Origin of the sequence: Fodinibius salsisoli, from assembly GCF_026229185.1 — a bacterium.
Taxonomy (GTDB): Bacteria; Bacteroidota; Rhodothermia; order Balneolales; family Balneolaceae; genus Fodinibius; species Fodinibius salsisoli.
Genome location: NZ_JAGGJA010000001.1, coordinates 566852 through 581489 on the forward strand (window position 1 = coordinate 566852; position 14638 = coordinate 581489).

Sequence of the window (14638 nt, forward strand, 5' to 3'; positions counted from 1 at the left end):
ACGTCTCTTCCCCTGCTTGTAGGAGAAGAACAAAGCCTGTCCCGAAAACTATCGGGAATGGGGTCAACAATGAAATACTCATAAGGGCCAAATGACTTAATGAGCCATTCCAATTCTAGCTGTATAACGCGTTTAATAACCAATTGGAGACTTCAATTATGCTAAAAAATTGATTCAATATTTCTTAGATTGCCGTCAATCTGATTGGAAATTTTAAAGACAGTATGCGGACCTATTTACTTTTACTGCTTTTTTTAGGAACTACATTTGTGGCAGAAGCACAATTCTATCCCACCCAATACCGGCCGCCCAATCAAAACTGGCAGCAGTTGCAGACGCCGCATTTTAACATCATCTTTGCAGAAGGGGATGATTCCTCAGCTGTACAAATGGGCCGAATTCTTGAACAACAGTATCCATTGGCGCAACAGCTGGTAGGCGGGGAGCTCCGGAACTTTCCGGTTATTCTTAACAGTTATAATGACCGTTCTAATGGATTTGTTACGCCCTTTCATTTTCGATCAGAAATAGAGCTGCCGCCCATCAAAGGGAAAGCTATTAATCCTAAAAGCGGCAATTGGCTGCAGGCTGTTGGTCCCCATGAGCTGGTACACGCCCTGCAGTTCAGCAATCTCGGAGGTATTAATTTTCCCGCTTTTCTCAGCCTTTTCGGTCCCGATCTGGCTCGATCTTTTCACGGCGCCATTCCATCGGGTATAACAGAGGGGTTAGCAGTGCATCATGAAACAGAGCAGGTAGCTCCTGAGGGTGGCCGTGGCAACTATCCCTTTTTCACTAACCAGTTTAACTCCGTTCTTGAAAGTCCTCAACGCTGGTCCATGGGACAGATGGTGCAGGTGTCATCCAACAGTCGCCCTTTCGACCGCCACTACATCGGTGGCTATGAATTCACTTCCTGGTTGCAAGGTCGCTATGGTCCCAATACTACCCGCCAAGCCTTAGATTTCTATATGGATTTTCCCTTCCTGGGGTATGGCATCGCTCTGCGCCACGCGACGGGCAACTGGCCCGGCCAGCTTTACGATGAGTTTACGGAAGACAAACAACGGCAGTTAAATCAGAGATCCAACTACCAGTCAACGGTACAAACGCTTGACATTCCTCATAAAGGGCGAGAGATCCGACGCCCCAAATGGCTCTCTGATTCTACCCTCGTCTTTTATGGCTCCTTTTACAATGGCCGACCCGGATTCTACCAATATGACCTCCAAACGGAGTCAATTAACCAATTAGTTACTACAAATTCTGTGGGTGATTACCAATATGACCTTTCGCAGGATCGTAAAATCCTGCTTTATAGTTATTATCAGTCCGATCCCATCTATGATAATACAGCCACTTCCGAATTGATTGAGTTCCACCTTAATTGCAACGAGAAACATCAGATTACGAGCAGAGGACGTCTTTATGCGCCGGTATATCAGGCCAATAAAAAGTTGGCGTTACAAAGTCGACCTGCTTCTTCGGCTCTGGTCTCGGTAAAAGAGGAGGGAGACAATCCATCTATAACTAAAAAGTTTTCTTCCCCCGATTATGAAATTACGGCAGTGTCTGTTCATCCCGATGATTCTTACTTAGCCATTGTAGCCAATAAAGGAGGTCACCAGGGGTTATGGCTCGTACAGGCTAATAATATTGATGCCATTGCTAACAGGCCGCCCGACCTTTCCTTCCAAAGAGGCTCTGTTTTCGATCCCGAGTGGCATCCCGACGGCCATAAGTTACTGTTCAGCAGCAATTTTTCGGGCACCCATCAGCTTTATGAGTATAACCTTGCGCAAGATTCGATTTATCAGCTCACCAACTCCAGGTATAATGCGTTTGAAGGGGCATACAGCCCAAACGGCTCGCAAATTGCCTTTATTCAACAAGTCAACAATGAGCGGTTGCCGGCCGTCATTAATTTCTCAAAAATAAGGCCAGAACGTATAGATACATCACTGTGGAAGCCAACCGGAGCAAAAGTAGCGTTTATGCAGCAGCCGGTTATTTCGGATAGTATGATGGCTGCCTCACAAAGCTGGAAAGTGGAGTCTTACCGCTCTGGATTTAGCTGGATTAAACCCCGCGTCGTGTTACCGGTGATAGAAGACTTTTCGGCCACGGATTCGTATCGCTGGGGAGTAGAACTTCACAGCAACGATGTTTTGCAAAGCCAGGCCTACTCCGCAGAATTTTCTTACCTGGAAGACCGATTCTGGTACGATCTGACCTATCAAAATAAACAGTTTTTCCCGGGTTTTAAGATCCAGCTCTATAGCGATCCGGATTACTTTAGCTTTGTAGATGATGAACTGAGCTCTCCGTTGACACTCCTTCGCCAGCGCAGAGATATTGCTTTAAGCATGCCCTTCGATATCCAATTGAATCAGAATATCTATTCTACTTCCTTTTCCTTTGAACCGGAACTCCGATATTCACAGCTTCGTTTTTTTGAAACGGGCGGAGGGTCCAATGCATCTAACTTTGCCTACAGTACGGTTACAAATCTGACGACACAATTCAACTACCGGCTGCAGCAGAATATCCGGGACGTACAGCCCAATGCCGGGATTATCCTCTTTTCTGAACTGGAACATTATTGGAAAGCCTCTGATTTGCAACTTCTAACCAGAAACGAAGATATCAGCCTTTCACTACAACAGCCCACCGCTTTACAGGGAGGGATTTGGGGTTATATCTCTCCTTTTAAACGCTGGAATCAGTCGCTGCGCATAGGTATCGAAGGACTCACCCAATCCGGATTGGTATTTGATAATCAAAACCTGGTTTCGGAGGCTTTTTCCGAAGCTGTTTTTATTACTTCCAACAATCTGGTTCGTTTGAGCAGCCGATACACCATACCACTTACCTATCCAGATGACGGGGGATTTCTGCTCCCTCTCTATTTAAGCAATATCTACCTGGCAGCTTTCTCAGATACGGTAGCAGATCCTACCAACGCCAACTGGTACCAGCAGTCTCGAACCGTCTTTGGGCTGGAACTTCGCAGCCGATTTAGACTATCAAACTTATCCTTCGATATTGGTGTTGGGTTTGGATATGAACCTACCCGCAATCTGCATCAATTTTATGTAGGCGGTTTTTAAGAGACGTATTTGTTGGTATATTCCAACATTCATCAAAAAACATTCTTTTACTATGATATCCTGTTTTAGACTTTCATCAATCCTTTTTCTTGCCATCCTTTTTTTAGTAAGCAGCTGTAGTGAGCCTGAAACTGAAGAAATCACTGAAAGCTGGCGTAAAAGTCCTATAGCTATAGCCCGGATACTTCATCAGCCTACGGATACCTATATGAAAATTATCTACGGCCAACCGTATAAACGGGGACGTAAAATTTTTGGAGAATTAGTTCCCTATAACGAGGTCTGGCGCACGGGCGCAAATGAGGCAACCGAACTCACAACTACACAGGATATTCTCTGGGCCGGTAAAAAGCTTAAAGCCGGAACCTATGCTCTTTTCTGTATCCCCAGAGAAAATGATCCCTGGACTATCATCCTAAACAGCCAGCTTGGCCAGTGGGGAGCCTTCGACTATCAATCCACTGATGATGAACTGCGTGTGGATATTCCTTCAACTAAAACTGAATCTTCTACTGAGGCCTTTACTATCGAATTTGCCAAGTTAGATGGTGATTCTACACAGGTTGTTATGGGATGGAATAAAACCGAGGTTTCGATCCCCGTACAATTTATAGAATCAGACTCATCAGAAGAGGAGAGTAGTCCTTTAGAAGAAGATTGAAGTTAGCTAGTCCTTAGATCAAATCGATAAGTACCCATCGGCTAAAAACACACACCAAGTAGCTAAAAAGTTTCTCGCTTACTTAATGTCTCCTGCTTTTATCCACTTTTACATACTTTTTGGAGTAGTTCTTCCGGCACATCTATTTCAAGTCTGAGCAGGGTAAAGGCATGTGTTTTTCCCTGGGCATCGAGTTTTAGAGAAACGGTGCCCCCGCCACCCAAGCTGTCATGTAAGACAAAGTTAAGAGCTCCTAAATTAGGTAATTCATAGCGCTCTACTTTTCCGTCGCAGATATGCTTCATATGCTCTTTTACCACCTCAGCTGTCAACTTTTCTTGTAAGAAGGGATATACGTCCGGGTGACGCGCAATAATACCCACATTACTGTTGTTTCCCTTATCACCGCTACGTCCGTGGGCTATCTCTATGAGTCTTACCTTTGCCATATCAAAATTGTTTTGAGACAGAGCTATTTTATTTATTGCTAAGATAGAAGGAACCTTTTTCTACCGCAAACCCAAAAATATCTTCAATCCATAAACGATTTCTTATTGAGATTATTTTTATTTCATCATTGATTAATTTAATATAAAGCTAAACTAGTATATTATGAGTTATTTGGACAAAATTACGGACATTTATAATGATATTGCCCAGGGTGAAGTACTCGATGCTTTGAAAAGTACTATGCCAAAGACGTTGTGATAATTCTTGAAGATGGAACGGAATTGGAGGGCAAGGATACCAACAGAGACCGTGAAAATGAATTCTTTGATAGTGTTGAGGCTTTTAACGGTATGGAAATCACTTCCATAACTGCTAACGAAGATAATGCAACCATCGCTGTAGAATGTGTGATGGATGTAACCTTTGAAGGAGGAAACAGAATGGAACTGGAACAGGTTGCCGTACAGCACTGGCAAGGTGATCTCATTAAAAAAGAACGCTTCTATGCCACACAAAATGGCTAAGCGCTTCCCATTTATTATTTAAATAAAGCCCTTCTTTGCCAGAGGGGCTTTATTTTTAGCTCAACATATAATTGCATGCTTAGGTATATAATTCCTATTTTCAGCCTGCAGTAACTATACTTCGTACATCATAGTATTTCATTTTCTGTTTCCTAAGAAGTTTAGTTATTTGTAATCGGTCGAATTTTTCGACAAATAACGCAATATATCGTCCGTCGGGTGCAACAAGCATTTGTAGAATTTTACCTATTAACTAATTATTGAGCATGAATACGCCGAATAGAGTAGTTATCACTGGATTAGGAGCCCTTTCCCCCATCGGTAACAACGTAGATGACTTTTGGGATAACTTGACTAATGGAGTCAGTGGAGGGCGACGGATTTCGCATTTTGATCCCTCCGAGTTCCGTACTCATGTTGCCTGTGAGCTCAAAGATTATGATGCAAAAGATCATCTGGATCATAATACTATCCGACGCACCGACCCTTACAGTCAATATGCACTGGTCTCTACTCAGGAAGCGGTTGAAGATTCCGGATTAGATTTCGACGAAATGGATCCCTACGACACCGGCGTTATCTGGGGCAGTGGTCAGGGCGGTATGGAGACGTTCGAGCAGGAGGTAAGAAACTACGCAGAAAATGATTACTCTCCCCGCTTTAATCCATTTTTCGTGCCCAAGCTTATTATCAATATGGCACCGGGACTTATTTCCATGAAATATGGACTGATGGGCATCAACTATGCTACCGTTTCAGCCTGTGCTACATCCAATACGGCGATTATGGATGCCCTTAATTACATTCGCTGGGGCAAAGCCAAAGTAATGATTACCGGCGGTTCTGAAGCCGGAATTACGGAAGCTTCTTTTGGTGGATTTTCCTCCATGCGGGCGATGTCTCAACGCAATGACGATCCCGAGCATGCTTCTCGTCCGTTTGATAAAGAGCGAGATGGCTTTGTAATGGGCGAAGGAGCTGCAACCCTCATCCTGGAGGAATACGAACATGCCAAAGCCCGCGGAGCTCATATCTATGGAGAAGTTACCGGCGCGGCTATGACGGCTGATGCCTATCACATGACGGCCACCCATCCGGAAGGCAAAGGAGCTTCTGTTGCTATGACCCAGGCTTTGGATGATAGTGAGCTGAATACCGAAGACGTTGACTATATTAATACCCACGCCACTTCTACGCCGATGGGAGACATCAGTGAAACCAAAGCCATTGCCAGCGTGTTTGGCGATCATCTGGATACCCTTTCAGTCAGTGCCACCAAATCAATGACGGGTCACCTCTTGGGGGCGGCCGGCGCTATCGAAGCTATTGCCAGCATTAAGGCGATTAACAATAATGTTATTCCACCGACTATTAATACGGAAAATATTGATGAAGAAATTCCCGCCGAACTCGATATTGTGTTGAATGAGGCCCGCGAGCAGGAGGTAAATGTAGCAATGAGCGATACTTTTGGCTTCGGTGGTCATAACGCCATTGTGGTATTTAAAGGTGTTTAAAGTTTAGTTATTTGTTACCAGTCATTAGACATCTCTTATCATTATTCTAAACTTAAGCGGGAGCTTTAGTTTTTCTACCACAAGTCATAAAATATCTGTATTCAATTTTGTCATGACCCTCTTTTTTTCTCCCTACTTCGCAGGGAGAAAAACTTATTGATATAGAATAGGACACTTTATCTGATAAGGAGTTTCCCTCCCTAATTTTAGGGAGGAACCGAGGGTGGGTCATAAAAATATCATCCTAATAACCAATAACCATGAATAATCGACTCACCATTACCTACTGCACGCAGTGCCGGTGGCTGTTCCGTGCCAGCTGGATGGCCCAGGAGCTGCTCACCACTTTTCAGGAGGAGCTGGATGAGGTAGCGCTGCGTCCCGGCACGGGCGGTACTTTTGATGTGCATCTTAATGGAGAGCTGATCTTTTCCCGGGCCGAGCAGGGACGCTTTCCCGAGTCCAAGGAACTTAAACAGCTGGTCCGTGATACGGTAAATCCTGATCGCGATCTGGGCCACAGCGATCGGTAATGATTTATGCCTTGCCTTTTAATTGTTTATTATGTCGATTGCCTTATTAAGCAATTCATCTTTTCCTTTTCTAATACCTTCGATCGTTGGGTTGACCTTAATATTTGGCTCAATACCAATTCTTTGTGTTGGAGTATCGTCAGGATAATAGACTCCAACCCCAGAAATTACTGTTTTTAAACCACCTGGAAGCATAATTGTAGAAATATTTCCATCGGCTCCGGCCGTGGTATTTCCAATGATAGTGGTTCTTTTACCCACTTTAAACGCCATAGCAGTATATTCAGCCTGACTTTGAGTAAATTCATTGACAATGACTACAACTTTTCCATGGTATGCTTGTGAGGATGGGGAGAGGCTAATGTCTTTTGTAAAAGCAAATTCTCCAGGTGTTTGTACAGATCCGTATGTAAATTTAGCAAAGGGAGTAGAGGATGATACAAAAAAGGAGCCCAAGGAAAATGGTACAAAAGCAGAAGGATAATTACGGATGTCTATGATAATTCCTTTTGTATCCTTGAAAGTTTTCTTGATTGTTTTTACATCGCTTTGTTTTATCGATTCAAGGTTGATATAACCGATATTGTCATCTAACATTTTGTGGCTTTTTTGATCTCCTTTTCTATATCGGCTGTAATAGTTCAGGCTATCTTTTTTATATAATACCAACTCCTTCTTTCTGTTTTTATCCGACGATTTATATTGGATACTGATTTCATCTTTGTCAGATCGCAATAAATCTTGGGACATATTTCTCAATCTTGCCGCATTATTTGAGGCCGGATAATAGGGTTTAAGGCTGTCAACAATAGCTTCAACCGGCCGGTTATTGATTTGCGTAATGATATCGCCAATCTTAAGTCTAGCGACTTCTTTCAATTCGGGATTGTAGTAATCGGTCACTACCAGTTTCTCTTCAATAAATCGTACATGAAAAGGAGGGTAAAAATGACCTCTTAAATCATTAATTTTATCTGCGCCTCCCCATAAATTGGCGTGTGTATCCTGTACATCACCAATAATTTGAAGGGCAGCTAATTCGTATTTCAACTCACTTTTAGCATTAATGAATTTGGGTATATACTCTTTTAAAACCTGATCCCAGTTTTTATCCATTACATTTCTGTAGGGATAAAAATATTCGATCATATTCCAGTATCGATACAACGCCAACAATCTAAAGCCTTCATCTGGGTAAGGCATATCGGCGTAAGGGTTCTCATGCAGAAACTTCGGCTTACCAGCACTCTGGCCCATTTTTATGTAAAAATGTTTGCCTTGGTATCTATTATTGAAAATAAAAATTAGTTTTTTCTTTAATCTAGCCCCCATGTTGCTATTCTTAATCCATGATAAGTCTGGACTTAAGAACGCATCAGACTTCATTTCAGGACATTGCCTACACTTTTTAACAGTTCCTAATTTGTCTATCCAATTGATTAAAAGCTGATCTCTTTCCGTGACATTTTGAGTTTCCAGGTATTTGGGTAAAACCCTGAGAAGTTCATAGTCCCAATGATATTTTCCTTTTTGAATAGCTGGATGAGTATACTTTAAAAGACCCCAAATTTTCCCCAACAAATTTAAATCATTGACTAATTTTTTATCTATTACTGGGAAATCAACCTTCGAACCATTATCAAACTCATTATCTTTGTTTGCTGGATATACATTTTTTAGCTCTTCTATATTCTTCTCATCTATAATCAATTCAAAATCATCAAACCATGCCTTTCCTTTCCCTGTTAAAATTCCTCCGAGATATATAGTTTCAGCATTGGCCGGATACTTCAGTGTGATGCTGTACTCTGTCCAAGCCTTTGTGCCCTTGACCCCCTTGTTTTGCATATTATTAAAGGCTAACGAAGTACCTCCACCATCAATTCGTAATAGTAAACCAGCGAAGCCATCTTTAACGTCTTCGATCTTCATAAAACCTTTGAGCGTAATTGATTTGCCGTCAAGGTTCGCTGGAATATTATAGGCTACGCTACCAAAAGAATCACCCGATGAATGAGATATAATTTGGGCTGCGTATTTGCCGGAATGGCTAATGGAAGAATCTAACTCCGATGTATAATTCCCCCACTTCAACCATCCTTTCGCTAAATTTCCTTTTCTCCCTTCTTGCTCAAAACTCAAATTGTACTTTTGACCAGATTGGGCAGTACAATTAACACTTATAAAAGTTAAGAGTAGGACTAAGAATGTTAATACTCTCATTATTTTAAGTTCTATGTAAGAAGTAGATGGCCTTGGGCATTTATATCGAAAGAAATAAGAAAGCGTGTCAATGCATAATATTTCTACTCAACCCCTTTAGCCATAGATTTGTTTTATGCTATCTCCCCAATCTCAATGACCTCTTCCTCCATCTCTGCAGCGGCGTTTTTGATGTCATCTACGGCATCGGCAGCCACAACGGTAATGAGTCCAATGCCGAGGTTAAAAGTAGCGCGCATATCGTCTTCGGGCACATTTCCCAGATCCTGAATGAGCTGAAAGATGGGAGGGAGCTCCCACGCATCCCAATCTAACTGAATAGTTAGTCCGTCCGGAACGATTCGCTTGGTGTTTCCGATGATACCGCCTCCCGTAACATGGGAAAATCCGTGTACGCCGGTGTTGTCTCGCAATTTTTTGATGATGGGCAGGTATGATTTATGCACGGCCAGCATCGCTTCGCCGACGGTGCTTCCAAGCTCGTCTACATGATCGTCGACCTCATATTCCGAAAATAGGACTTTGCGTGCCAACGAATAGCCATTCGTATGCAGTCCGGTACTTTTGAAACCAAGCAATACATCGCCTTTCTCTATATTTTCGCCGTTTATGACGTTCTGCCGATCTACCATACCAACGATCGTGCCAGCCAGATCAAACTCGCCTTCGCTGTAGATATCGGGCATCTCGGCGGTTTCTCCACCAATAAGCGCTACACCATTTTCTTTACAGGCAGTGGCAAAGCCTTTTACTACCTGGGTACCGACGTGCTGCTCCAGCTTGCCGGTGGAAAAGTAATCCAAAAAGAAGAGGGGATCGGCTCCACAGACGGCAATATCATTGACGCAGTGGTTCACCAAGTCTTGGCCTACTGTATCGTATCGGCCGGACTTAAAAGCCACAATCAGCTTGGTACCGACGCCATCCACGCTGCTTACGAAAACCGGATCCTCATAGCCCTGCAAGTCGGGACGAAAGAATCCACCAAATCCACCGATGTTGCTTAGAACCGCATCGCTGTGGGTTTCTTTAACCATTCCTTTGATCGATTCAACCATTTCTTCTCCGGCTTCGATATCAACGCCGGCGTCTTTGTAGGTAAATTTCTTTTTAGACATCAGTTCCAGTCTTTTTTCTCTTTGAGATTAACAATTTGAGCCAAATGGTGCTTCCCATGCCAGGCATAATGGCCAATCATGCTTTTTAGAACCACGCGACCTGATTCCGGATGTATAAGCTCACGATTGAGCTGTTTGCCATCCAGCGATTTTAACAAACAACACCAGCGTTGATGCAGTGCTTCGATCAGTTGAAGCGAAACTTCTGCTGGCATAGAAGAATCTGGTAACTCAGCCCATTCATCCTGCAAGTAAGGTTTAATTGTGGGACGATCTTCCGTTAGGGTCAGCTTAAATCGGGTATAAGAGTTAATATGGCTGTCGGCTATGTGATGCACCAGCTGACGTAGAGTCCAACCGTTTTTACGATAAGGGGTATCCAGCTGCTCATCAGAAAGATCCGCAAGTTCTGATTGCAGTTTTGCTGGAAGCACCTGGATTTCATCAATCCACTTAGTAACATCCTGTGGCTTGATATCTTTTTTTTCCTGGTATGGACCGATAGGATATTTGTTGTTATCCATTTAGTTCTCTGCGAAGACTAAGCGTTTTCGATTTGACTGATATGAATATAGAAAGTTTGACCCTGCTTGTGAAGATTTTTTTCTCCACATTATCCACCGGAAAACATAAAGAGTATAAGATATTAAATATTTGTAGTACATAGTAGATGCTGTGGATAAGTGGATAACTTTTTAATACACACAAATTAAGTTGCCCTATTCTAATTGTGGATTACTTTGTGGATAATTAGACTAATAAAAACAAGGACTTACAGGAAGTTAATTTTAGTTATCCACAATCCACATAAAAGTGGGTGTCAAGAATTTTTTGTTATCATCATGAATTTTGAACTGTATAACCTGTGGAAAAGAAAATAATTTTGTTGATAGCTGTGGAGAAATTTTGTTGGTTTTGGGGAGATCATTTTGAGAAGAAGTTTTCCACATAGTAATCCACAATCTTATCAACAGACTTAAATATGAAAATAGTTCTACAGCGCGTCTCTGAAGCCTCGGTTTGGGTCGATAATGAGCAGATTGGTGCGATTAGTCACGGGCTTATGTTATTAGTAGGTATCCATGAAAATGATAGCCGGGAAGAATTAGAGTGGCTTTGTGATAAAGTGTTGCACCTCCGCATCTTTGATGACGAGCAAGGAAAGATGAACTTATCGGTGCAGGATGTGGAAGGGCAACTGCTGGTAGTACCACAGTTTACTTTGTATGGAGATTATGAGCAGGGAAACCGGCCCAGCTATATGTCGGCTGCGAAACCTCAAAAGGCCGAGCCGCTTTATGAGGAGGCTGTAGCGTATTTTAAAGAATACTCAGATTTAACCGTAGAAATGGGGCAGTTTGGAGCTTATATGGATGTACGGCTGCGCAATGACGGTCCGGTAACGCTGGTATTAGAACGGTAGATCAGAACTATATGTCTGGTATATCGGTTATTTGTGTCAAATGAATGTGAAATTTGAGGTTTTAAAACCTATGGCGGTTATTTTCTTATTTATAGATGGCGTTGGCTTAGGTGATCCAGCTGAAGAAAATCCTTTCCTTAAGGCCGATTATCATGGATTTAAGTCCATGGCCAATAGCCAGCCATTTACTAATGCGGTAAATGAAATTACAGAAAAAAATCACGTTTTTAAATCTATTGATGCAACACTGGGTGTGGAGGGACTGCCCCAAAGTGGGACCGGACAGGCCGCTTTATTTTCCGGTAAAAATGCTCCGGAAATAATAGGTAGGCACTTTGGTCCTTTTCCGCATTCCGGTACAAAGCATCTGCTCAGAGAGCAGAGTTTATTTATCAAGGCGCAGGAGCAGGGTAAAAGGTGTCAGTTTATGAATGCTTATCCGGATATCTTCTTTAGGAAAGCCCAAAAAAGAAATCGATGGAGTTGCACTACGTTGATGACTAAGAGTGCGGGAATAGCACTAAATACAACTGAGGAAGTAAAAAAGGAAAAAGCCCTAACTGCTGAGTTAACACAAGAAGCCTGGAGAAATAGGCTGGATATAGATGTGCCTCACATAACACCGGAGGTAGCGGCACAACGCCTGATTGACCAATCGGTTAGCTATGACTTGTTGCTTCATGAATATTATTTAACCGACAAAGCAGGTCACAGCCAGGATATGGGAAAAGCACATAGCTATCTTGCCACTTATGATCGTTTCCTTACACACCTAATAGAAAATAAGCCAGACAAATGCACCTTGGTGTTATCCAGCGATCATGGAAATGTAGAAGATTTATCTATAAAGACGCATACGTATAATAAGGTACCGTTTTATGCAAAAGGACCGGGAGCACATCACTTGTTGGATGCAGAAAGCATTATGGATGTAACACCCGGTATTTTAGAAATACTGGAAGATAACTAACTAGTTAATTGTAACTTAGTATCGATTTACGACACCAAGAGTTAAAAACTATGGGGATAAGGTATCCGTGATGCGGGTGAAGATCTCATTAATAGAGCCAACCCCGTCTATTTCTTGTACCGCTCCTTTCTTTCGGTAGTGTTCAAGGACCGGTTCTGTTTCTTCCTTATAGACGGACAGGCGCTTTTTGATACCTTCTTTGGTATCATCTGAACGGCCTTCGCCCCGGCTTAAAATGCGATTTACGAGCTCTTCTTCGGGCACTATAAGCTGCAGAAAGGCGGTCAGTGTCTGGCCATTCTTTTCAAGGATGCTATCAAAGGCCTCGGCCTGCGTTACCGTCCGTGGAAATCCGTCGAGGATATAGCCATCATCATATTTGGAATCTTGAAGCTCTTCTTCCACAAGTCCAACCACTTTTTCATCCGGAACCAGTTCACCGGCATCCAAAATAGCTTTTACTTCTTTACCCAACTTGGTTTCATTTTTAATGGCGGATCGAAAGATTTCCCCGGTAGAGAGAGGTATGATATCATACTCTTCGCTAATAAGCTTTGCTTGGGTTCCTTTTCCAGCTCCCGGAGGACCAAAAATGATGATGCGCATAAATACTTAAATAGAATGTTAAACGGATTTCAAATAAGGCAGAAAATAGCGTAATACGTTACTATATTCAATAATAAAATGGATGATGGAGGATTGCCAGAGTCATTGTATATTAAATTTCCTGAAGGTTTAGGGATATAGTGAAGCAAATAGCAGGGACCAAATACTACAATTATGACCATTCAAGAGTTATTTACGTATATCAAAGAGATATTAAATTTTCAGTTATTTAGAATTAATGAGATCCCGGTGACGGTATCATCGATTCTTCTCTTCCTGATGATGCTTACCTTTTTCATCATCCTGGGAGTTTTTGTACGTCGCCAACTTAGCAATAGGGTATTAAAGCGATTTAAAATTGATTCCGGTACCAGCTATACCCTCTCTCGCATCAGCCAATATTTGATTATTACAATTGGAGTACTGGTCTCTTTTAACTTTGTGGGTATCAACTTAAGCAGCCTCACGGTTATTTTTGGGCTACTCTCCGTGGGTATAGGTTTTGGACTACAGAATGTGACATCCAATTTTATCTCGGGACTCATTATTTTATTCGAGCGTCCCATCAGCGTAGGTGATCGGGTGATAGTCAATGAGATAGAAGGAGATGTCATGGAGATAAACATTCGCTCTACGATGGTTCGAACAGTTAACAATATTTCAATTATTGTACCCAATTCGGCTTTTGTCTCCGAAGACGTAGTCAATTATTCGCATGGAGACCCCACCTATCGGCTCGATATTAACGTAGGTGTTTCATACAATTCCGATTTGGATACTGTTCTTAAGGCGCTGAAAGAGGTAGCCGACCATAACGAAAGTGTTATGCGAAGACCGGAGGCCGAGGTCCATTTGGTTGAGTTTGGAGAGTCTTCCTGGAATATGCAACTGCGGGCATGGATAGCCGACGTAAAATTTTATCCCAAAGTTCGGAATGAGCTCAATCAGGCTATTGTGCGAACATTTCGCAAATACGATATTGAGATCCCCTTCCCCCAGCGTGATCTTCACATGCGTAGTTCTGTTTCATTACCTATTAGTTCTTCGGAGCCCAACAGCAAAGAATAGAGCCCTCTTTTAAGCGTTGAGAAGGGATTCTGAAATTAATTAAAATTATTTTGTAAGGATTTCCTTCCTAAACAGTCTTACCTATATATAGAGCTTCATTAACAGATAATTAATTTAAAAAAGAGGTTAATTATGGCACTTGAATATAAGTTAGTTTCAGACCCATCGGCCGAAAAGACGGATCAACATAAGGCTGTTGTTGTGAATAAAAAAGAAGTTACTTTAGGTGAGATTGTAGATATAATAATGGACCGTGGATGTGTTGGATTATCCCAAAAAGAAATGAAGGGCATTATTGGTAGTTATATGGCAACCCCCATGGATGGTGAAGAGGCCATGACTCCGTTGCAAAGTGTTATGGAGAATGGTGTTGAATCAGGTACGAAGGGATAGATTAATGGCATAGTCTATCCCCCGACCTGTTATTTAAACCAG

Annotated in this window: 14 protein-coding genes; 9 read left to right on the forward strand and 5 right to left on the reverse strand. The window is 42.3% G+C overall.

Translation table 11 applies throughout. The features are described from left to right. The first annotated feature begins 269 nt into the window (after positions 1-269). On the forward strand, positions 270-3110 hold the full coding sequence (locus tag J6I44_RS02340) for a TolB-like translocation protein (RefSeq protein WP_265764338.1): 2841 nt from the start codon (positions 270-272) through the stop codon (positions 3108-3110). Positions 3111-3162: 52 nt separating this feature from the next. Next, positions 3163-3771, forward strand: coding sequence for a DUF2911 domain-containing protein (locus J6I44_RS02345; protein WP_265764339.1), 609 nt, complete (start codon positions 3163-3165; stop codon positions 3769-3771). A gap of 98 nt (positions 3772-3869) precedes the next feature. On the opposite strand, the gene J6I44_RS02350 is transcribed toward J6I44_RS02345, so the two are convergent. Further along, positions 3870-4220, reverse strand: a complete 351-nt coding sequence (locus J6I44_RS02350) for an AtuA-related protein (protein WP_265764340.1) — start codon at positions 4218-4220, stop codon at positions 3870-3872. Between the two features lie 255 nt (positions 4221-4475). Between J6I44_RS02350 and J6I44_RS02355 the strand changes: the two genes are divergently transcribed. The 3 genes from J6I44_RS02355 (at position 4476) to J6I44_RS02365 (ending at position 6795) form a co-directional block, all read left to right on the forward strand. Continuing rightward, a complete protein-coding gene (locus J6I44_RS02355) occupies positions 4476-4745 on the forward strand; it encodes a SnoaL-like domain-containing protein (RefSeq protein ID WP_265764341.1) in 270 nt (89 codons plus the stop codon). A 266-nt stretch (positions 4746-5011) separates the two neighbouring features. Then, positions 5012-6262: a beta-ketoacyl-ACP synthase II gene (gene fabF / locus J6I44_RS02360; RefSeq protein ID WP_265764342.1), complete on the forward strand. Its 1251-nt coding sequence runs from the start codon at positions 5012-5014 to the stop codon at positions 6260-6262. Positions 6263-6522: 260 nt separating this feature from the next. Beyond that, positions 6523-6795, forward strand: coding sequence for an Rdx family protein (locus tag J6I44_RS02365; protein WP_265764343.1), 273 nt, complete (start codon positions 6523-6525; stop codon positions 6793-6795). Between the two features lie 18 nt (positions 6796-6813). Here the strand turns inward: J6I44_RS02365 and J6I44_RS02370 are convergent, their stop codons facing one another. The 3 genes from J6I44_RS02370 to J6I44_RS02380 form a co-directional block, all read right to left on the reverse strand. Then, positions 6814-8937, reverse strand: a complete 2124-nt coding sequence (locus J6I44_RS02370; RefSeq protein WP_265764344.1) for a S41 family peptidase — start codon at positions 8935-8937, stop codon at positions 6814-6816. A gap of 194 nt (positions 8938-9131) precedes the next feature. Further along, the gene (gene purM, locus J6I44_RS02375; protein ID WP_265764345.1) at positions 9132-10136 is read right to left on the reverse strand and encodes a phosphoribosylformylglycinamidine cyclo-ligase; all 1005 of its coding nucleotides are present in this window, start codon (positions 10134-10136) and stop codon (positions 9132-9134) included. Continuing rightward, a complete protein-coding gene (locus tag J6I44_RS02380) occupies positions 10136-10660 on the reverse strand; it encodes a YfiT family bacillithiol transferase (protein WP_265764346.1) in 525 nt (174 codons plus the stop codon). Before J6I44_RS02380 ends, purM begins: the two co-directional genes overlap by 1 nt. Before the next feature lie 458 nt (positions 10661-11118). Between J6I44_RS02380 and dtd the strand changes: the two genes are divergently transcribed. Both dtd and J6I44_RS02390 read left to right on the forward strand, forming a co-directional pair. Continuing rightward, positions 11119-11559 (forward strand): D-aminoacyl-tRNA deacylase, encoded by a 441-nt coding sequence (dtd, locus tag J6I44_RS02385; protein ID WP_265764347.1) that lies wholly within the window; start codon positions 11119-11121, stop codon positions 11557-11559. Positions 11560-11629: 70 nt separating this feature from the next. Continuing rightward, a complete protein-coding gene (locus J6I44_RS02390; protein ID WP_265764348.1) occupies positions 11630-12529 on the forward strand; it encodes an alkaline phosphatase family protein in 900 nt (299 codons plus the stop codon). A 48-nt stretch (positions 12530-12577) separates the two neighbouring features. Here J6I44_RS02390 and J6I44_RS02395 read toward each other — a convergent pair whose 3' ends face one another. Beyond that, positions 12578-13135, reverse strand: a complete 558-nt coding sequence (locus J6I44_RS02395; RefSeq protein WP_265764349.1) for an adenylate kinase — start codon at positions 13133-13135, stop codon at positions 12578-12580. Between the two features lie 174 nt (positions 13136-13309). Between J6I44_RS02395 and J6I44_RS02400 the strand changes: the two genes are divergently transcribed. Both J6I44_RS02400 and J6I44_RS02405 read left to right on the forward strand, forming a co-directional pair. Then, positions 13310-14203 carry a mechanosensitive ion channel family protein gene (locus J6I44_RS02400; protein WP_265764350.1) on the forward strand — a complete coding sequence of 298 codons (894 nt, stop codon included), beginning with the start codon at positions 13310-13312 and terminating at the stop codon, positions 14201-14203. A 132-nt stretch (positions 14204-14335) separates the two neighbouring features. Continuing rightward, a complete protein-coding gene (locus tag J6I44_RS02405) occupies positions 14336-14596 on the forward strand; it encodes a hypothetical protein (RefSeq protein ID WP_265764351.1) in 261 nt (86 codons plus the stop codon). Positions 14597-14638: the final 42 nt, after the last annotated feature.